This is a genomic window from Nonomuraea deserti, assembly GCF_004348685.1.
Classification (GTDB): Bacteria; Actinomycetota; Actinomycetes; order Streptosporangiales; family Streptosporangiaceae; genus Nonomuraea; species Nonomuraea deserti.
The window spans coordinates 74,867-93,889 of the sequence record NZ_SMKO01000010.1 but is presented as its reverse complement, the minus strand read 5'-3'; the positions used below and the strand labels follow the sequence as shown (position 1 = coordinate 93,889).

Here is a 19,023-nt window from a genome sequence, read left to right as displayed (position 1 = left end):
TCAGCCCTGCCGGAGCGGGACGGGCTGGCCGTCCCGCCGGGCCGACGTGTACGCCGCCTCGATGGCCTCGGCGGTCGAGGCGATGTCGTGGAGGGGCTCCGCCCACGAAGCGGGCCTCGCCAGCCGGGCGGTGAAGTCGGCGAAGAGGTCCGCGAACCAATCCTCGTGGGTGGAGCTCTGGGTCGGCGACTCCAGGGATCGTTCCTCGTCACCGCCGGGCCCGGTCAGCACGGCGGTGCCGTCGGTGATGGCCACCGAGGAGGTGGGGCCCGCCAGGGTGTAGCGGTTCGTACGCCGGTCGCCGACCCAGCTCAGCTCGATGTCGGCGGTGCCGGAGGGGAAGTGCAGCCGCACGTCGATGGCCTCGTCGAGGCCTTCGGTCTGCCAGCGGGCCACGGCGGAGACCTTGGCGGGCCGTTCCCCGAAGAGGCGGGCGGCCATGTAGACGCAGTGCGAGCCGTGGTCCAGCAGGATGCCCCCGCCGGCGATCTCCAAGTCACGCCGCCAGTCCGGCCGGTAGGCGTCGTTGCCCCTGGCGTGGGTCTGCCGCTCGATGCGGAAGGACAACGTTCGCGGTGTCCCGGCGCCGGCCGCGCACTCTTCCAGCAGCCGCATCATCGGCGAGAACAGGTAGTTGTGCGCCGGGTAGAGCAGGCGCCCGGCCCGCCTCGACGCCTCGGCCAGGTCGAGCGCGTCGGCGGTGCGGAAGGCGACGGGCTTCTCGCAGATCACGTGGCTGCCGGATGCCAGCGCCGCCAGGGTCAGGTCGCGGTGGTGTCCCGGGGGCGCGCACACGTCCACGACGTCGGGCGCGTGTTCGGCGCTCAGCTCGGCGAGCGTGGGGTACGCGCGGACGCCGGCCTGCCTGGCTGTCTCGCGTCTGTCCTGCGACGGGTCGACGACCGCGACCACGTCCACGCCCGCCAGGCGGTGGTAGGCCGACAGCCGGGCCGCGCCGGCGACGCCGAAACCCGCGATCGCCACCTTCATCGGGAACCTCCTGTCAGGGTCTCGCGGATCACGCCGGCGGCCTCGCGGGCGAGGTCGGCGTCGACGTTGAGCGGCGGATAGAGCCGCAAGGTGTTGCCGCCCGTCATGACCAGGACCCCCGCCCTCAGCAGCGCGAGGAACGTCTCACGTAGCACCTGGCCGGACACGGGCTCCTTCGTGGCCTTGTCGGCCACGAGCTCGATGCCGATGGCCAGGCCCAGCCCGCGCACGTCCCCCACCAGCGGCGCCTCGTCGGCCAGCGGGCGCAGCAGTTCCAGCAGCTCGGCGCCGATCTTGCGCGCGTGTTCCGCGAGGTCCTCATCGACGAGCACGTCCGTGGTGGCGGCGACCGCCCGGCAGGCCATGGGGAACGCGCCGAAGCTGGAGGAGCTGGCGCTCGGGTCGGAGAAGGGCGCGGCGGACATGTGGACGGCGGTGGAGATCACCCCGGTGACCGGGTACCCCCCGCCCATTCCCTTCCCCACCGTCACGATGTCCGGGGTGACGTCGTCGTGCTGGTAGGCCATCGGCGCTCCGGTACGGCCGAAGCCGGTCATCATCTCGTCGGCGATGAGCAGGGCGTCGAACTCCTCGGCCACCTCCTTGAGCGCCGCGAGATAACCGTCGGGCGGGACGACGTTGCCCGAGCGGCCCTGCACCGGCTCGACCACGATGGCGGCGAACGCCCCCGTCGATTCGCGTTTGATGACGTCGCGCGCCAGGTCCACGCACGCGAATCCGCAGGAGGGGCTCTTGAGCTTCAGCGGGCAGCGGTAGCAGTTGGCGTACGGCGCGCTGAAGGAGCCGGCGGGCAGCGGGCCCAGCCCGGCCCTGGCTCCTGACGTGAGGGCCAGGCTGCCCATCGTCTTGCCGTGGAAGCCGCCCCAGAAGGACAGGAACTCGTGTTTCCCGGTGACCGACTTGGCCAGTCTCAGGGCCGCCTCCACGGCTTCTGTGCCGCCGCTGTAGAGCTGGATGCGGTCGAGGGGCGCGCTGAGCACGCGGCGCAGGGCGTTCACCATGTCGAGCCGGGCGGGCGAGCCGAACGCGCCCGCAGGGGTGCCGGTGAGCTGGGCGGCCAGCGCCGCGACGTACCGGGGGTGGGAGTGTCCGATCGAGTTGACGCCGCCGGCGCCCTGGAAGTCCACGATCTCGTGACCGTCGGCGTCCGTGAGCATGGCGCCTTCCGCATGCTCGACGCAGAGCTTCGACCACAACATCACGGCTTGCAGGCCGGGCCCGATGACCCGCTGCTCGGCGGCCCAGTGAGCTTCCGACCTGCCGCGCTCGGACGTCAGTCCCATTGCCATCTCCAGGCCCTTCCACGTGTGTGTGCTCCAGCGTGCCGACTGGCCGGAGGGGACATAAGCGGCGATCGGCCGGGCGAGAGGGCATACCCGAACGACCCGGTGCCGGGGACCCCTCATCTGCCTAGGGTGAGGAGATGGATCATGTCGGGTTGGTCGCTCTGGCCGCCGCGGCCGCCGTCGAGGCCGGCTCGCTCCTCGTCACCCGCTACGGCCCCGGCGTCGCGACGCGGGCCAAGAGCGGCCGGCATGACGTGGTGACGGAGGCGGACGGGCAGGCCGAGTCGCTGATCCGGACGATGCTGGCGGCGTCCTGCCCCGACAGCGTGATCGTCGGTGAGGAGACGGGCGCCAGCGGAGCGGGCGAGGTCGAGTGGTACGTCGATCCCATCGACGGCACGCACAACTTCGCGCGCGGCCTCGGGCTGTACGCGGTGTCGATCGGGGTGTCGGTGCGCGGCGAGCCGGTCGGCGGAGCCGTGTACGAGCCGACGCGCGGCGAGCTGTTCACCGCGGCGGGCGGCGTTCTCCGCATCGACGGCCGGCCGGCGCCCCCGCGCGCCGCGGAGCCCGATCCGCTGCCCGTCGTCCTGACCGACATCCCGACGCCGGGCGTCCGGGACCCTGCCGAGGCCCGGTTGCACGCGGAGCTGGTGGAGACGGCGGACGTGCGCAGGATCGGGTCCTCGGCGCTGGCACTCGCCTACGTGGCCGCGGGCCGGGCCGACCTGGCCGTGAACGCGGATGTGTTCGTCTGGGACGTGGCCGCCGGGCGGTCACTGGTCAGCGCGGCGGGAGGGGGTTTCGCGGGAGTGCCGGGAGAGCCGGGAACGCAGCGCCGGTCCGGTTTCGTGGCCTGGGGTCCGCTTTTCGCCGCGCACGGAAGCCGTTTGTCGCACCGCCTCGCGGAATTCGCGGAGCTCGCTGTCCGGAACCTGTCAAATGCCTGGCCTTGCCCAACGACGACCGTATTTGATGCCAGTCATGACGCCGACCTTTCCTGAAGGCACAGAAACCGCACAGATCAGCGTCGCGATTCTCGTCGGCAGCGAGTTGCTTCATCGAGGTCTGGAGACCGTTCTGCGGCAGGTCCCCATGGTGAACCTCACGGTCGACGGCGACGCCTGCGATGTCCTGATCACCACGGAAGCGCTGCCCGGCACGCGCGAAGAAGACGTCAAGACCATTCTCCTGCTCGACGAGGCCCAGGTGGCCGGCCCGGAGTTCGCCCTCTCATCGCAATTCGACGGTTACCTCATCCAGGAGGAGATCACGGCGAATCATCTGCGCGACGCCCTTCACCGGGTGGTCGCGGGCGAGCTGGTGATTCCCGACCGGCTGGCGCGGGAGCTGCTCACGCGCGCGTCGGGCCCGCCTTCCGCGGCGGACGCGCCACAGCGCCGTCCGCCGGTCAGCCTCACCGCGCGGGAGAGCGTGACACTGTCCCTGCTCGCCGACGGTCTCAGCAACAGGCAGATCGCGCGCCGCCTGTCGATCTCGGAGCACGGCGCGAAGCGGCTGGTGGCCAGCGTGTTGCTGAAGCTGGACTCGCCCAACAGGACCGCGGCGGTCGTCACGGCGATCAAGGCCCGCCTGATCGAGTACGCCTGAGGCGCGGCAACAACGGCCGGAACGTACGCTCGCGCAGCATCCCCTTCCACACTCCGACCGCGCCCACGACGTCGTCCAGCACGTGCGCGGCGACGTACCTGACCGGGTCGAGCGGCGGGCGGCGCTCTGCCCACTCGGCCAGCGCGGGCAGCACCAGCGCGGCGACGAGCGGGAGGCGCAGCCGGGGAACGGCGATCGCGGCGGGCAGCGCCAGCGGCCACCACACCTGCGATACCGACGCTCCCGCCAGGCGGCCCGCCGTCAGCGTGTCGGCGGCGGCCAGCGCGGCCGCCCGCGCGGGCTCGCCGGGCAGTTCCCCGGCCAGGTCGGCGGCATGGGCGGCCACGCAGGCGGCCGCCAGGCCCGCGCGGGCGGCCGCCCCGCCGGGCGCGCACACCGCGGCGGCCCAGGCCAGGACGCCCCACGCGGACGCGTCGAGCGCCGGGATGGCGCCGGGGTGCCTGCGGTCCAGCGCCGCCACGGCGGTGCCGTACTCGACGCGGCGGGCCAGCCAGGCGCCCAGCCGGACCCTGTGGCGGTGGGCGACCTTCGCTCCGGGCTCGTATCGGACCTGCCGCCCCGAGGCGGCCAGCCGCCAGACGAAGTCGACGTCCTCGCCCAGGGGAAGCCGCTCGTCGAAGCCGGCGCCCGCCGCCGCCCGCCGGACCACGAGCGCCGCCGTCGGCACGTACGGCACCAGCCCGTCGGGCCTCACCACCGAAGCGGTGTCCCCCATGTCGAGCGCGGAGCGGGCGGCCTCGTAACGCGACAACCATCCGCGGCCGGCGTCGTACGACACGACGCGCGGGGCGACCGCCGCCACCTCCTCGTCGGCGAAATGCGGCAGCAGGCGGTCCAGCCAGCCCGGTTGCAGGACGCAGTCGGAGTCCACGAACGCCACGTAGGGCGTGGTCACGGCGGCCAGCCCGGTGTTCCTGGCGGCGGCCGGGCCGCCTCGCGTCTCCCTGCGCACATAGCTGGCCCCGGCATCGGAGACGACCTTCGACACCGCCTCCCCGTCAGGCGAGCCGTCGTCCACCACGATCACCGCGAGGCCGCGCAGCCCGGCGAGACACGCGGCCAGCTCCCGCACCCGTCCGTGCACGGGAACGACGGCCGTCACCTCCGCGTCCCGGGGCCCACCCGCTCCGGGCTCCGGACGCAGCAGCCCGGCCTCCACCAGCAGGCGGGCGAGTGCGCGATGCGCGCCGGAGACCGGCCGCCCGGCCCGCCAGCGAGTGACCTCGCCGGCTTGGGCCCGGTCGAGGCACAGCACCCGGCGGGGACGGCCGCCCACCAGGACGCGGCCCTGCGCCAGGACGCGTGTGCCGGGGTCCAGCCGCGGGATCACACGTACTCCCCGAGCCGCGCCACCTGCACATCCCGGGAAAGCTGGTCGACCAGCAACCGTTCGAAGCGCCACAGGTACCTCTCTATGGCGTCGGGAGGCATATACGCCGTGTCGGCGCACAACGACAGCAGGACCGCGCCGGGATGCCCCGGCGTGTCCCCGACCTCCAGGAAGAAGGTGATGCCGTCCTCGTCGGTGCCGTCCGCCCAGCGGAATTCGGAAGCGACCCGGGCGTCGGGCACGATCGCCGGTGTGGAGTTCGTCCTGAAGTCGTTGAAGAAGCAGCGCAGCTCCGGATGCCCGCCCTTCTCCTCACCGATGTCGTCGATGATGTCCCAGGCCTTGTCAGGATCAAACCTGCCGTGTCGGTAGGCACGGACGGACGACTTCCAGGTCGCCCGGATCACGTCGGAGAACGCCGGGCCGGTCACCTCGATCAGTGCCGGGACGTCCTGCGTGAGGGTGCCCACGGCATGCCGCAACTCGGCCGGGATCCGGTTGCCCGTCACGAGCAGCAGGCCCACCTCGTCACGGCCGGTGACTGCGCCGAGCAGCGCGGCCGCGGCGGCCAGCGCCACGGTCGAACTGCCGACGCGGTAGCGGCCGGCCAGCGTGTCCAGCGCGGCGGCGGCCCTGTACGAGCCCAGGCCGCCCTGCCGGTAGCGAGGCGTCTGAGCCGGCCCGGCCGGCCGCGGGAAGTTTGCGCGCGGGAAGGCGCTCAGCGTGGAGCGGACATGAGCCAGAGCGGCCGACTCCATCCGCCGCCCCGAGGCGGACTGCTCCGCGGCCGCCACGTCGAGCGGCTGGGCCGCCGGCGCGGGTTCCGGCAACGGGGCACCCTCCGCACGGCACCGGAGCATGCGCTCCAGCTCCGCGGCGAGCAGCCGGGTGCTCAGCAGATCCGCCGCCAGATGGGTGACGCACACGACGACCGCGTACGGCACGCCGTCGCGCGCCGCGACGGCCGCGCGGAAGGGCGCGTCGGCGGCGTGGTCGAAGTCCGCGCCACGGAGCCGCGCCGCCAGCGCGTCCACCTGCTCGTGGTCCGCTTCCGGATCGTCCAGGACGCCGACCAGGACCTCGCCGGAGGCGAGCACCCGCTGCACGAGCCCGCCGCCCTCGTCGGTGAAGACGGTGCGCAGGGACTCGTGCCGCCCCACCAACCCGGCCGTCAGCTCCAGCACGTCGTCCAGGCCGATCCCGTCGGCGACGGCCAGCGGGCAGGCGACGTTGTACGGCGTGCCGCCCGGCATCTGGCGTATGTCACGCCACACCTGCCGCTGGCCCCACGTGGCCGGCCCTGTTCGCGCGCGGGTCCCGGTGAAGGGGACCTTGTGCCAGGTCAGATCGTTCATATCCCTTCCTCACCCATGGCGGTCAGCCGGACTTCCAGGTACATGTCGTTGAGGTTCGTCTCGCGGTCCGGCGCGTGCGGGCCGGTGAACATCGGCAGGAGATCGCGGCCTTGCGCCCTCGTCACCGCCGGCAACGTCGCCTCGCCGACGTCGCCCGGGGCGTCGTGCCCGTCCACGAGGGCGTCCGCCCAGGTCTCGCTCCGGTCGACGGCCCACAGGTCCAGGCCTTCCAGCCGCGCCACGGCCCGCGTCCGGTACGCGAGCGGCCCTGTCCCCTGCTCGATCGCGACGGCCATGGGCAGCACCGCCCGTGGAGCCAGCCATTCGCAACCGAGCACGGCAAGGGTGGGCAGACCGGTCTCCTCGCCGGTCACGCTCCAGTGGTCGAACGGCGGATCGGCGCCCGCGGCACCGCAGACGGGGCACGGCACCACCCGCATCACCACGTCGGGAGCGGGCGGGCGGATGTCGCCGGGTGGCTGGTCGGGGGCGATGAGACGGTTGAGCCGCGCCTCCCTGCGAGCCATCCTGGCCGCCACCGACCGCAGGTCCTCAGACGGCGACATCGGCGGCCCTCCTGACCGAGAAGCCCTCCAGGCACGCCTCCGTCAGCTCGGCGCGACCTTCAGGGCCGAACCGCGAACGGTCGGCCGGCCGCAGGCCTGACTCCACCCAGGTGTTCAGAGCCGGCCGGAGCCAGTCGGCGCGGTCGATCTCCAGGGTGTCCGCCCCGAGCATGTATCCCGCCGCCCAGACCTCGGCCCGCACGCCCTGTCCCGGGACCACGCGCGGATCGATGCCGATCAGCGGCGCCCAGTCGTGCCAGTACCAGCCGTATTCGTGTCCTGCCGGTTCCTTCGTACGAGGGCGGGTGAAGCGGAGGTAGCATCGCGAGCCGCGGAGCTCGACCATGTGCTCCCAGGGATCCGCCCGCTCGAATCCGGCCGCCAGCGCGGCGTCCTGTGCGGAATCCCTCGCCCAGTGAACCGTCGGCGGCGGGTTCCTGCCGGCGAACACGGTCGCGTGATACAGGTCCTCGTGCGCGGTGAGGGATTCGACGTTCCCCTTCTCCACGAGGTGAGGGACGGCGGCCAGCATCGGCAGCCGCCACTCACGGCAGAACCGGGCGATCATCTCATCGTCGTCGATCACCTCGTCGGGAATGGGCGCGAGATAGCGGGCCAGCTCACGGGCCCGATCGGCGGGCATCAGGAGGGCGACCGCGGGCGCCCAGTCGGTGCGGGAGAGCGGAGCCCACGCGGCGCCGGCCGCGGCGGCCCGGCGTACGAGATAGGAGTTCTGCGGGCTGTTCCAGTCGGAGTAGAGGGCCACGACGTGCCGCGGCCTGGCCGCGACGGCGGCCATGACCTGCGCGGCGAAATCCGCGCAGAGCAGCGCGTCGTCCTGGATGACCAGGTGATGGGTGGCGCCCTCCCCCACGGCGGCCCACGCGCGCTTGGCCGTGCGCAGAGGGCTGCGGATGCCCGACGGGTCGGGATCGGTCACCACCCTGGCGACCAGCGGCAGGCAGGCCCTGACCAGCGCGCCCACCAGGTGGGCGCGAGCGGGATGATGCATGATCGCGACGCTGATGTTCACCGTGGCCCTCCGGAGAACCGGCGGCGGACGAACCTGCTCGCGAGCAGTGGCGCGGTCAGCACGCCTGTGGCGTTCAGCAGGGCGAGCGTCCAGTAAAGGCCCTGGACGCCGACCGCTCGGGCGAACAGGGCTCCGACGGCGACGGTACCCAGGAAATACGGGATGTTCAGCAGGAGCGCGAGGAACCCGCCGCCGATCTGCTCGATGACCACGATGGCGGTGACCGTGATCCCCATGCACCCGTACGTGAGTCCGACGATACCGAGGAAGAGCTCGGTCTGCGCGGCGACGTCGGGCGCCCCGGCGATCAGCGAGGCCAGCGGAGCGCGGGGCAGCCATACCGCGAGAGCCAGCACCGAGTAGGTCAGCCACGCCAGCCCCAGGCCCGCCTTCATGGCCGACATCACCAGGTCAGGCCGACCAGCTCCGCGCAACCGGTTCATCGTGATCGCCGTCGCGGAGCCGATGGCGGTGGACGGTACCAGGATGAGCGTCTCCAGGGCCGCGGCCGCCGAGAACCCGGAAACGACATCGGGGCCGAACGGCGCCACCACCCACATCAGGCCGAAATTGCTCGCCGCGATCACCACGAACGAGATCGTGATCGGTCCGCCGACAGAGGCCAGGTGGGTGACCGCCTCCGGGCGCCAGTTGAGCGCTTCCCTCGATCGCCATACTTCGGTCCTGACCAACGCGAGGACGGCATAGGACAGCGCGGCGACGCCGCCGGCGGCCATGGCGATCGGCAGGGCGTACATGCCGAGGCCGGTGCCGAACCCGAGGACGGCTGCCGTGGCGATCTCCACACCCGCGCCCAGCAGGACCACGCCTGCCGCGCTGCGCACGTGGCCGTACCCCCTGAGACTGGACGTGCACAAGGACACCGGTAACCACAACAGGTTGGCACAGCAGATCCAACGGACGAAGGACACGAAGTCCGCCGTGGAACCGGGCGGTACTTCGAGCAACGAGGCGATCCAGGGTGCGCCCGCGATGACGGCGAGAGCGACGGCCCCCCACACCGCCCCTCCCACAACGACCATGCTCGCCGCCGTGGGCAGCACGTCCTGCGGTCGTCCCCGGCCGCGACTCAGCGCGGCGGCGACCTGGTTGCTGATGTCCAAACCCATCTGCAAGGCGATGAAGAGAAGCGCGAGCGGCACGTAGAGCGATCTGAGGTAAAGCGCTTCCTCGTCCACGCGGCTCATGATGGCCACGATGACGAGCGGCGTGATCACCCCCACGACCTCGCCGTACAGGATGGGAAAAGCCAGGCGGGCGATCTCCAGGCGACCCGCCCACGGCACGGACTCAGGTGGACGAACGACCTGCGCCACGATTTCCCCTTCCGGGCGAATGCAAAAGGCTCGGCATTTCGGCAACCATAGCCATGGCGGAGAAGGGCGACCAGCTCCCTGAACGGCTATACCCGTTCAGGGTCCTATTACCGGAACAGGGAACGGGCTAAGGTGCCGGACATGCAGCATGCAATGGGCGTCGCATTAGTGGGGTGTGGATATGTCGCCGACTACTATGCGAGCACAATCCCCAACCACCCGCAGCTCAAAGCAGTCGGCGTCTATGACAGGAATGCTGTTCGGGCCGCGGATTTCAGCCGCCACCACGGCATTCCAGCTTTCGCGTCCATGGCCGACCTGCTGGCCGACGAATCCGTTCGCATCGTAGTCAATCTCACGAATCCCCGAAGCCATGCCGACGTGACCAGGTCGGCTCTCGAGGCGGGCCGGCACGTCTATTCGGAAAAGCCTCTCGCCCTTTCCGTCGCGGAGGCGCGCGAGCTCGTGGAGCTGGCCGAGTCGCGTGGCCTGACCCTCGGCGCCGGCCCCTGCTCCCTGCTCGGGGAGACGGCGCAGACGGTGTGGCGCGCCCTTCGCGACGGTGTCGTGGGGCGGCCCAGGCTGGTCTACGCCGAACTCGACGACGGCGCCATCCACCAGATGCCGTACTGGACCTGGACCAGCGAGTCCGGCGCGCCGTGGCCCTACCTGGACGAGTTCCGCGTGGGCCCCGCCCTGGAACACGCGGCGTACTACCTGAACTGGCTGACCGCCTTCTTCGGCCCGGCCACGGAGGTCACGTCGTTCTCGGCGCTGGTGGTCCCCGGCAAGGTGCCCGGCGTGACCGGCTCGGACTTCGCGCCCGACTTCACGACCGCGACCCTGCGCTTCACCTCGGGAGCGATCGCCAGGCTGACCTGCTCCACGCTGGCCCCCGAGGATCGTGCGCTGCGGATCGTCGGCGACGACGGCGTGCTGCGCGTCGCCGAATGCTGGGACTACGGCGCCGGCGTCACCTTGCAGACGCTGGTGCCCGACGAGCAGCGGGAGTCGAGCGATCACTACCTTGAGCCACCGGTCCCCTTCCCCTTGGTCCGGCCGGCCGACTACCGCCACCGCTACAAGAAGTCGCCCGAGCAGGACCTGCACGACATGGACTTCGCGCGGGGGGTGGCCGAGGTGGCCGACGCCGTCATCGAGCGCCGCGCGGCCCGCGTGTCAGCCCGGCAGGCCCTGCATGTCCTGGAGATCATCCTGGCGATGACGGAGTGCGGCACCACCAAGATCGAGTCCACGTTCGAGCCCGTGACGCCCATGCCGTGGGCCGCTCTTCCGGCATGACGGCGCTCGGCTGGGGCGTGCTGGGGGCGGCCCGCATCGCCCGCTCGGACTTCCTGCCGGCGGTGGCGGCGTCCCCCGTGGCACGCCTCGCCGCCGTCGGCGCCCGCGATCTCGGCAGGGCCGCGGAGATGGCCGAAGGCCATCCCGGCGCCCGGGCGTACGGCTCCTATGACGAGGTCCTGTCAGATCCCACCGTCGACGCGATCTACGTGGCGCTGCCCAACTCCCTGCACGCCGAGTGGACCGTGCGAGCGCTGGAGGCCGGCAAGCACGTGTTGTGCGAGAAGCCGATGGCGAGATCGTCGGCCGAGGTGAAGGAGATCGCCGCCGCCGCCGGCCCAGGCCGGCCGGTGGTGATGGAGGGATTCATGTACCGCTTCCACCCCCAGTACGACACACCTGCCTTCACCGCGGTCCTCGCCGACATCGGCGAGATCACCACCGCGCACGCGCACTTCTCCGTTCCGCTCGCGAGGCCGGACGACTTCCGCCTCTCCGCCGAGCTGGGCGGCGGAGCGTTCTGGGATCTCGGCTGCTACTGCGTTCACGCTCTGATGTGGCTGCTCGGTGACGTGGCGCAGGCCCGCGGCACGTTCACCGGCCATCCGGACGTCGCGGGTTCGGCGTGGCTGCGCTTCGCCTCAGGTGCGACGGGCACGGCGTCCTGGGGGTTCACCGGCACGTTCGCCGAACGGCTCCTGCTGGTGGGCACGGCCGGCGTCCTCGAACTGGAGCTCCCCTTCCTGGCGTCCGGGGCGGGCACCATCCGCCTCACCACCGCCCACGGCCACCGGAGGTGGACCCCCGCGGCGGCCAACCAGTTCCGCACGCAGGTGGAACACTTCACCGCGGCGGTCAGGGGAGCCGCGGACCTTCGCATTCCCCTCTCCGAAACCCTGCGCTGGGTGAGCGTCGCGGAGAACCTGCGCTAGAGAGCCACGCCCGACCCCGCGAAGACCGGATGGACGGACGCCGCGACTAACGAGCATGCCCGCTCTGACGTGACGCCGCTCAGAACATCCTGATGGTCTGCCCGGTGACCCTCCTGCCCTGGTGGGAGACCAGGAAGGTGATGACCTCGGCGACGTCCTCCGGCTGCGCGACCTCCCGCAACACGCCGCTCTCCGCGACCAGCCTCTCCACCTCCGCGTTGACCCAGCCGGTGTCGGTCACGGGCGGATAGACCATGTTGGCCGTGATGCCGTACGCGCCCAGCTCGTGCGCGGCCGACATGGTGTAGTTGCCCTGGGCCGCCTTCGCCGCGCCGTAGGAGACCTCGGTGGGGAAGCCGTCGGGGCCGCCGGAGGTGAGACCGATGATGCGGCCCCAGGTCGCGCCGCGTTCGACGTGGCGCCGCGCGAACTCCGCGATCAGCAGTGCCGGAGCCCGCACGTCGACCGCGAACTGCCGCTCGTGCGTCCCGGCGTCCACCGGCCGCAGCGGACGCCCGACGCCGTCACGGCTCGCGGGGGTGAAGGTGTCACTCAGCCAGCCGCTCGCGTTGTTGACCAGGATCTCCACCGGGCCGAACGTCTTCTCCACCTGGTCGAACAGGGCCTTCGGGGTCTCCGGGTCGGCCAGGTCGGCCTCGGCGGCCTCCGCGGTGCCGCCCGCCGCGCGGATGCGCCCCAGCACCTCGCCGGCGTCGGAGCCGCGGGCCTGGTCGTACGCGGGTGGATAGGCCGGATCGTTCAGCGCGGCGAGCCGTTTGTACGTGAGGAAGACCGCGACACCTTCGGCGGCCAGCGCGACCGCGGTGGCGGCGCCTATGCCGTGATTGGCCCCGGTGATCAGCGCGACCTTTCCTGCGAGGCGTGGATCGATCATAGTTGCCATCATGCCTGCGGCGGCCGGACGGACGCCAAGGCTTTTCCTGCGGTACGCACCGGCTCAGCCCCTGCAAGGAACCGCCGGCTTCGGGCGATGCTCATCAACCGAATCCGCCGTCGCTCACCAGCGAACCGCCCGTTGCTCCACTCAACCGAATCCGCCGCCGCTCACCAGCGAACCGCCCGTTGCTCCACTCAACGAACCCGCCGTCGCTCACCAGCGAACCGCCCGTTGCTCCACTCAACCGAACCCGCCGTTGCTCATGAGCAACTGGCCGTTGATCCACTGGCCCTGCGGCGAACAGAGGAAGTCGACGAGGTCCGCGGTGTCCTGCGGCGTGCCGAGACGGTTGAGCGGCGTCTGGCGGATGCACTGCTCGCGGACCTCGTCCGGCATCCACCCGGTGTCCACGGGTCCTGGGTTGACCACGTTGGCGCTGACGCCGAGGTGTTCCAGCTCGTGGGCGGCCGCCAGCGTGATGCGGTCGAGTGCGCCCTTGCTCGCGCCGTAGGGCAGGTTGCCGACGGTGTGATCGCTGGTGAGGGCGATGATCCGGCCGGTTCCATGCGTGCCGCGGAAGCGCCTCCCGTATTCGCGGATCAGCAGCCAGGTGGCCCGCGCGTTGACCGCGAAGTGCCGGTCGAAGCTCTCCACGGTGGTGTCGAGCAGGCCCGAGGCGACCGACTCGCAGTGACACATCACCAGCGCGGTGACGTTGCCCAGCGCCTGCTCCGCCTGGTCGAAGATTCTGGCGGGGGTGGCCACGTCGGAGAGATCCGCCTCGATCGCCACCGAGGCCGCGCCGCCGTCCGCGAGGGCCGCGGCGATGGCGTCGGTCGCTCCAGGCTCGACGCCCCACGCCATGCGCTCGTCGTAGGGCGACCAGTGGGAGAAGGCGATGTCCCAGCCCGATGCCGCCAGCCGCCGGGCGATCCCCGCCCCGATGCCGGCGGTGCGGCCCACGCCTGTGATCAGCGCGACCTTCCCTGTACGCCGTGGATCGATCATAGTTGCCATCATGCACGCAGCGACCGAACGCCTGCTGAAGGATTTTCTCGACAGGATCGAACCGGCGGTCCCTCTGGTCGCGCTCTGGGCGCACGGTTCGCTGGGAGCCGGCGACTACCGGCCGGGCCGCAGCGACCTCGACCTGATCGCGGTGCTCGACTCGCCCGTGACGATGGAGCAGTGGCGGCGCATCAAGGCCGTCCACCGGTCGCTCGACCAGCCCCTCGCCGGCCTGCTGCACTGCTCCTACATGCCCCGTCAGGAGCTGGACGATCTCTCCGCCGAGCATGTGACGTGGGCGCACGAGCGCATATTCCGCCGCCCCGTCACCGCCGTCACGCGGCGCGAGCTGCACACCGCGCCCCGGCAGTTGTACGGCCCGCCGCCCGGCGAGGTGCTGCCGCCGGTGTCGGACGAGCAACTGGAGACGTTCGTCCGGTCCGACCTGCGGGACTTCTGGCTGGTCAAGGCCCAGGGGCGGCGGCGCTGGCTGCAGGACGTCTGGGTGGACCTGGGTGTGCTGACGGTCGCCAGGGCCACGGTCACCCTGCGGGAGGGCCGCCTCATCAGCAAGCGCGAGGCCCTCGACGTGCTGGCCGGGCTGGGCGCGCCGGAGAACGTGGTGGCAGACGTCCGCGCCCGCAGGTACGGCACCCCGCCTCCGGTGCTGAGCCGGTTCAGGAGGGCGCGGCTGGCGCGGGCGTTCGTCAGGTCGGCCATCAGGAAGGCCCTGGCATGAGGGCCGCCTCCGGGCGCGCGAGGCGGGCCGCCTCAGCTTGCCGGCCAGGTCCCCCCGACCCGCGCCCTGCGTGAGCCTGGCCGGGCCTCGTTGATCAGCCCGGTGGTCCGCTCGGAGGGCCTGGCCGGGAGGCGGCTTCCCGCATCCGGCAGCCCGTGTGAGAACGGATAGTGTTGGCGCGTACCACCTGAATCCGGGGAAAGGGCGGCAAATGGGGGAGATCCGGCAGTCCTATCTGGTGGCCGCGACGTCGGCGGTCTCGCTCCTGCGCCATCCCGCCGTGGGCGCGTCGTGGGACAAGCCGAGCGCCCTGACGGAGTTCAGCGTCTCGGGACTGGCCGGACACCTGGCTCACCAGCTCGTCAGGGTCGGCGACGTGCTCCCCGGCGACGGCGAGGTCCAGGAGCCCATCGACCTCATCGACCACTATTCGCGCTCGCCGTGGGTGCAGGCCGGGCTCGACCACGAGAGCAACGTGAGCATCAGGCGCGGTGGCGAGGCGGTCGCGGCGGACGGCCCCGCGGCGCTGGCGGAGAGGACGCAGGCGCTGCTCGACCGGCTGAGCGCCGCGCTGCCCGCGGAGCCGGCCGACCGGGTGGTCATGCTGCCCTGGGCCGGCTGGTGCCTCCGGCTGGACGACTTCCTGCTCACCCGGCTGATGGAGCTGGTCGTGCACTCCGACGACCTGGCGGCCAGCGTGGGCGTGGACACCCCCGCGCTGCCGCCGGCCGTCAACGAGCCCGTCGTGGCGCTGCTGGCCCGGCTGGCCGTGCACCGCCACGGAGCCACCGCGGTCATCCGCACCCTGAGCCGGGCCGAGCGCGCGCCGGCGACGATAAGCGCCTTCTGACCCAGCCAGGAACGAGCCCCTTCCGACTCAGCTCGGCACGAGCCCCTTCCGAACCAACCCGGCACGAGCCCCTTCCGAACCAGCTCGCCACCGAGCGCCTTCCGGCCAGGACGTGCTCTGGGACCGGGGGCGCCGCCATGACGTGATCATGCGCAGGGCCGTGACCCGTTTCGCGGCCCGGCAGCGCGCTGCCCTGACATCTCTCCTCCTATTGGAATGAATTATTCCGTTCTGCTACTATGAGAGCAGAACATTCCGTTCCAGACCGCAGAGGGGTTCGCCATGACCATGCTCGTCACCGGGGCCACCGGGACCGTCGGCCGTCACGTCGTCGAGGAGCTCCTCGAAGCCGGCCAGCGGGTCCGGGCCCTCACCAGGAACCCCGCCAAGGCCTCCCTCCCCGAGGGCGTCGAGGTCGTCGCCGGAGACCTCGCCGATCCCCGCTCCCTGCACGGCGTCTTCGACGGCGTCACCGGGGTGCACTTCATCAACTTCGCGGGCGACGACTACGCTGCCCTCCCCGACGGCGCCGAGCTCGTCGCCCTGGCCGTCAAGGCGGGCGTGCGGCGGGCCACGGTGCTCGGCGGGCGCGAGGACGGCGCCCTGGAGCAGGCGCTCGCCGCGTCCGACCTGGAGTGGACGCTGCTCCACCCGGTCGAGTTCATGTCCAACACGCTGCAGTGGTGGGCCCACTCGATCAGGGCGGAAGGCGTCATCAAGGAGCCGTTCGGCGACCGGCTGAGCGCGCTGGTGCACGAGCGCGACATCGCCGCCGTGGCCGCGAAGGTACTGGTCGAGGGGGGACACGGCGGTAAGGCGTACACGCTGACAGGACCCGAGGCGATCACCATCAAGGAGAAGGTGGCGATCCTGGGGTCCGCCATCGGCAAGGACATCGAGTTCGTGGAGCTGACGGTCGAGGAGGCCAGGGCGAAGTGGGCCGCCGACGGCATGGGCGAGCAGACCATCGAGTTCCTGGTCGACGCGCTGGGCAACACCCCCGAGGTCGGCTACACGGTGGTGCCGACCGTGCGTGAGGTCACCGGCAAGAAGGCGCGCGGCTTCGCCCAGTGGGCCTCGGAGAACGCCGACGCCTTCCGCGCCTGATCGACGATCGGCGGTTACTACTTTCGTCGTCATCCATCTCGCCGGCCGCCCCATACGCTGGGGACATGCGGTTCGTCCTGCTCGGCTCCGGTGTGTTCGCCGCCTCGCTGCTCGTGGTGCACGGGCAGGTCGGGGTGCCGTCGAGCCTGCCCCTCCCGGTGCTGGCCGCGATCGCCGCCGCCGCGGGTGTGGCCGCCTGGCAGGTCAGGCGCTCCTGGTGGCCGCTGGCCGTCGTGGGCGCCGTCGGGTACGCCGGGCTCGTGATGTGGCCGCCGCTCATGGTCGCCTCCTACTACGCGGGCCTCACGCTCGACAGGAGCCGCGGCGTCGCCGCCTACCTCGGCGGCTGCCTGGCGGTGTGCGGGATCTCCGCGCTGGTCGGCGAGTGGCGGGACGGCGCCCATCGGCTCGCCACCGCCAGCCCGGCCAACGCGGTGGCCATGGCGCTGGCCGTGATCGGGCTGCCGCTGGCGCTCGGTCTCTGGGTACGCGCCAGACGCGAGGTGCTGGAAGCGGCCAGGGAGCGCGCCGAGCGGCTGGAGCGCGAGCAGGTCATGCGCGCCGAGCAGGCCAGGGCTCAGGAGCGGGCCAGGATCGCCAGGGAGATGCACGACGTGGTCGCGCACCGGGTCTCGCTGATCGTCCTGCACGCAGGGGCGATGGAGATGCGGGCGGCCGACGACGGGACCGCGCGGTCGGCCGCCATGATCGCGGGAATCGGTCGGGAGGCGCTGGCCAACCTGCGTGACGTGCTCGGGGTGCTCCGCTCGCCCCCGCGCGACCTGGTGGGTGCGGATCCCGCCGCCGCGACGGGCAGCGCGCTCCGGCCGCCGCCCACGCTGGACGACCTCGACCGGCTGCTCGACCAGACCCGCGCCCTGGGCATCGCGGTGACCAGGCACGACGAGGGCGAGACGCGGCCGGTGGAGGCGACCGTGGAGCGGACGGCGTACCGCGTGGTGCAGGAGGCGCTCACCAACGTGCACAAGCACGCGGGGAACGCCGGCGCGGACGTGCGCATCCGCTTCGGGACCGACGTGCTGGAGGTGGAAGTGCGCAACGAGGCGCCGCGGTCGCCGCACGAGGAGCTGCCCGGCGCGGGCTGGGGCCTGATCGGGCTGCGGGAACGCGTCGAGCTGCTCGGCGGCACCCTGCGCACCAACCCCGAGGACGGCGGCGGCTTCCTTGTGAGCGCCAGGATTCCGGCTTGACCCGCCCGTCCTTCCGCGCATGGGGGTTCCGGTGATCCGGGTGCTCGTCGTGGACGACGAGGAGCTCGTCCGGTCGGGGTTGCGGCTGATCCTGGAGGCCGCCGGTGACATCGCGATCGTCGGCGAGGCCCGTGACGGCGCCGAGGCCGTGGCGGCGGCGCGGCGGCTGCGGCCGGAGGTCGTGCTGATGGACGTGCGCATGCCGGGCATGGACGGCCTGACCGCCGCCGCCCGGCTCCTGGCCGTGCCCGACCCGCCCAAGCTGGTGATGTTGACGACGTTCGACCTGGACGAGTACGTGCACGAGGCGCTCCGCCTGGGCGCGGTCGGGTTCCTGCTCAAGGACACCCCGCCGAGGGAGCTGGCCGCCGCCGTGCGTACGGTCGCGGGCGGCCAGGCCATGCTCTCCCCGTCGGTGACCAAGCGCCTGCTGGCCTCGTACGTGGACCGCGCCCCCTCACGCGCCGAGGCCGCGCGCAAGCAGCTCGCCGCACTCACCGGGCGGGAGGAGGACGTGATCAGGGCCGTGGCCCGCGGCCTGTCCAACGCCGAGATCGGCCGCGAGCTGCGCCTGACGGAGGCCACGGTGAAGGCGCACGTGAGCCGGGTGCTGGCCAAGCTGGGCCTGGCCAACCGGGTCCAGGCGGCCATCCTGGTGCACGACGCCGACCTCGGTTAGCCGCATGGACCTGCGTGGACGGATTCACCGCCACCGCCGATAGTGGTCGGCGTAGGAGGCCTTCAACGTGGTCTGCACGGTGCGCCAGCAGGCCGGCCCCTTGGTCCTGAACTCGTGCACCAGTTCACCCCCACGCACCGCGGGAAGCGTCGGGCCAGGGACCTTCGAGGCTTGGCGGCCTATGACACGTTGGTCAGCGGCACCCAGGATCACAGACCGTAGCGCAGGCAGATCCCGCTGATCTCGACTCCGTACCGGCCCTAGTCGGCACCGTCGAGCTGCCCACGGATGGCGCCGTCCGGGAATTCCTCGTTGTGGACGTTGGCGTAGAACTTCCTCGGACTGTGGGCGATGGCCTTCAGCTCGCCGAAGGTCAGCGTGGTCTCGGCGTTGTCGGCTGTCTGGCGCCTCACGGCGCGGATGCACTCGCTCGCGAAGCCCTCGGTGGGCGCCTGCAACGTCACCACGATCGGACCCGCCTCTCCTTCCCTGCCCTCGTGGATGTGCGCCGCGGTCGCTGGGTCGATGTTGTGGGCGGTGATGGCGTAGCAGAGTGACGATCCGCTCACCCTCCAGGCGAAGATTCCCACACCGTCCGGATCGCCGGGACCGGGAACCTCCTGTTCTCCGGTCATTTCGACGAACCGGTTGGACGGCGTGTGGCTCGTGGTTGCGCTGGCCGTACTGGGAAAGACGACCGCTGCTACGGCGAGTGCCGGAATTAGGACGATTGGCTTGATCACGGCA

General features: G+C 71.7%; 19 protein-coding genes. 9 read left to right on the top strand and 10 right to left on the bottom strand.

Translation table 11 applies throughout. The annotated features are described in order from the left end of the window. Complete coding sequence (locus E1292_RS06780; protein ID WP_132593101.1) at positions 1-990, bottom strand: Gfo/Idh/MocA family protein; 990 nt, start codon at positions 988-990, stop codon at positions 1-3. Next, complete coding sequence (locus E1292_RS06775) at positions 987-2,294, bottom strand: aspartate aminotransferase family protein (RefSeq protein WP_165974423.1); 1,308 nt, start codon at positions 2,292-2,294, stop codon at positions 987-989. The genes E1292_RS06780 and E1292_RS06775 overlap by 4 nt, the downstream gene beginning before the upstream one ends. Positions 2,295-2,434: 140 nt before the next feature. On the opposite strand from E1292_RS06775, the gene E1292_RS06770 reads away from it, so the two are divergent. Both E1292_RS06770 and E1292_RS06765 read left to right on the top strand, forming a co-directional pair. Then, on the top strand, positions 2,435-3,301 hold the full coding sequence (locus E1292_RS06770; protein WP_132593096.1) for an inositol monophosphatase family protein: 867 nt from the start codon (positions 2,435-2,437) through the stop codon (positions 3,299-3,301). Beyond that, positions 3,240-3,908: a helix-turn-helix transcriptional regulator gene (locus E1292_RS06765; RefSeq protein ID WP_132593094.1), complete on the top strand. Its 669-nt coding sequence runs from the start codon at positions 3,240-3,242 to the stop codon at positions 3,906-3,908. Before E1292_RS06770 ends, E1292_RS06765 begins: the two co-directional genes overlap by 62 nt. On the opposite strand, the gene mftF is transcribed toward E1292_RS06765, so the two are convergent. From mftF to E1292_RS06740, 5 genes are read right to left on the bottom strand one after another with little or no spacing between them, the layout of a single operon-like run. After that, on the bottom strand, positions 3,880-5,259 hold the full coding sequence (gene mftF, locus E1292_RS06760) for a mycofactocin biosynthesis glycosyltransferase MftF (protein WP_165974422.1): 1,380 nt from the start codon (positions 5,257-5,259) through the stop codon (positions 3,880-3,882). The two genes, E1292_RS06765 and mftF, sit on opposite strands and share 29 nt — an antisense overlap. Next, on the bottom strand, positions 5,256-6,614 hold the full coding sequence (locus E1292_RS06755) for a condensation domain-containing protein (protein WP_132593090.1): 1,359 nt from the start codon (positions 6,612-6,614) through the stop codon (positions 5,256-5,258). Before E1292_RS06755 ends, mftF begins: the two co-directional genes overlap by 4 nt. Then, a complete protein-coding gene (locus tag E1292_RS06750; protein ID WP_132593088.1) occupies positions 6,611-7,180 on the bottom strand; it encodes a hypothetical protein in 570 nt (189 codons plus the stop codon). The genes E1292_RS06755 and E1292_RS06750 overlap by 4 nt, the downstream gene beginning before the upstream one ends. After that, positions 7,167-8,192 (bottom strand): hypothetical protein, encoded by a 1,026-nt coding sequence (locus tag E1292_RS06745; RefSeq protein WP_132593086.1) that lies wholly within the window; start codon positions 8,190-8,192, stop codon positions 7,167-7,169. The genes E1292_RS06750 and E1292_RS06745 overlap by 14 nt, the downstream gene beginning before the upstream one ends. 17 nt (positions 8,193-8,209) lie before the next feature. Then, the gene (locus E1292_RS06740) at positions 8,210-9,550 is read right to left on the bottom strand and encodes an MATE family efflux transporter (RefSeq protein WP_132593084.1); all 1,341 of its coding nucleotides are present in this window, start codon (positions 9,548-9,550) and stop codon (positions 8,210-8,212) included. Between the two features lie 141 nt (positions 9,551-9,691). On the opposite strand from E1292_RS06740, the gene E1292_RS06735 reads away from it, so the two are divergent. Both E1292_RS06735 and E1292_RS06730 read left to right on the top strand, forming a co-directional pair. Continuing rightward, positions 9,692-10,852 (top strand): Gfo/Idh/MocA family protein, encoded by a 1,161-nt coding sequence (locus E1292_RS06735; RefSeq protein ID WP_220446699.1) that lies wholly within the window; start codon positions 9,692-9,694, stop codon positions 10,850-10,852. Next, the gene (locus E1292_RS06730; protein ID WP_132593082.1) at positions 10,831-11,784 is read left to right on the top strand and encodes a Gfo/Idh/MocA family protein; all 954 of its coding nucleotides are present in this window, start codon (positions 10,831-10,833) and stop codon (positions 11,782-11,784) included. The genes E1292_RS06735 and E1292_RS06730 overlap by 22 nt, the downstream gene beginning before the upstream one ends. A 79-nt stretch (positions 11,785-11,863) precedes the next feature. Here E1292_RS06730 and E1292_RS06725 read toward each other — a convergent pair whose 3' ends face one another. Continuing rightward, on the bottom strand, positions 11,864-12,679 hold the full coding sequence (locus E1292_RS06725; RefSeq protein ID WP_132593080.1) for an SDR family NAD(P)-dependent oxidoreductase: 816 nt from the start codon (positions 12,677-12,679) through the stop codon (positions 11,864-11,866). A gap of 243 nt (positions 12,680-12,922) precedes the next feature. Further along, positions 12,923-13,690: an SDR family oxidoreductase gene (locus E1292_RS06720; RefSeq protein ID WP_220446698.1), complete on the bottom strand. Its 768-nt coding sequence runs from the start codon at positions 13,688-13,690 to the stop codon at positions 12,923-12,925. Between the two features lie 10 nt (positions 13,691-13,700). On the opposite strand from E1292_RS06720, the gene E1292_RS06715 reads away from it, so the two are divergent. From E1292_RS06715 to E1292_RS06695, 5 genes are all read left to right on the top strand, one after another. Continuing rightward, complete coding sequence (locus E1292_RS06715) at positions 13,701-14,429, top strand: nucleotidyltransferase domain-containing protein (protein WP_132593078.1); 729 nt, start codon at positions 13,701-13,703, stop codon at positions 14,427-14,429. A gap of 211 nt (positions 14,430-14,640) precedes the next feature. Beyond that, positions 14,641-15,279 (top strand): maleylpyruvate isomerase N-terminal domain-containing protein, encoded by a 639-nt coding sequence (locus tag E1292_RS06710; RefSeq protein WP_132593076.1) that lies wholly within the window; start codon positions 14,641-14,643, stop codon positions 15,277-15,279. 282 nt (positions 15,280-15,561) lie between these two features. Next, a complete protein-coding gene (locus tag E1292_RS06705; protein WP_132593074.1) occupies positions 15,562-16,386 on the top strand; it encodes an NmrA family NAD(P)-binding protein in 825 nt (274 codons plus the stop codon). 65 nt (positions 16,387-16,451) lie between these two features. Further along, entirely contained in the window at positions 16,452-17,597 is a 1,146-nt protein-coding gene (locus tag E1292_RS06700; RefSeq protein ID WP_132593072.1) for a sensor histidine kinase, read from the top strand. A gap of 31 nt (positions 17,598-17,628) precedes the next feature. Next, on the top strand, positions 17,629-18,276 hold the full coding sequence (locus tag E1292_RS06695) for a response regulator (RefSeq protein ID WP_132593173.1): 648 nt from the start codon (positions 17,629-17,631) through the stop codon (positions 18,274-18,276). Between the two features lie 260 nt (positions 18,277-18,536). Here the strand turns inward: E1292_RS06695 and E1292_RS06690 are convergent, their stop codons facing one another. Next, positions 18,537-19,019 (bottom strand): CHRD domain-containing protein, encoded by a 483-nt coding sequence (locus tag E1292_RS06690; protein WP_132593070.1) that lies wholly within the window; start codon positions 19,017-19,019, stop codon positions 18,537-18,539. Positions 19,020-19,023 lie beyond the last annotated feature (4 nt).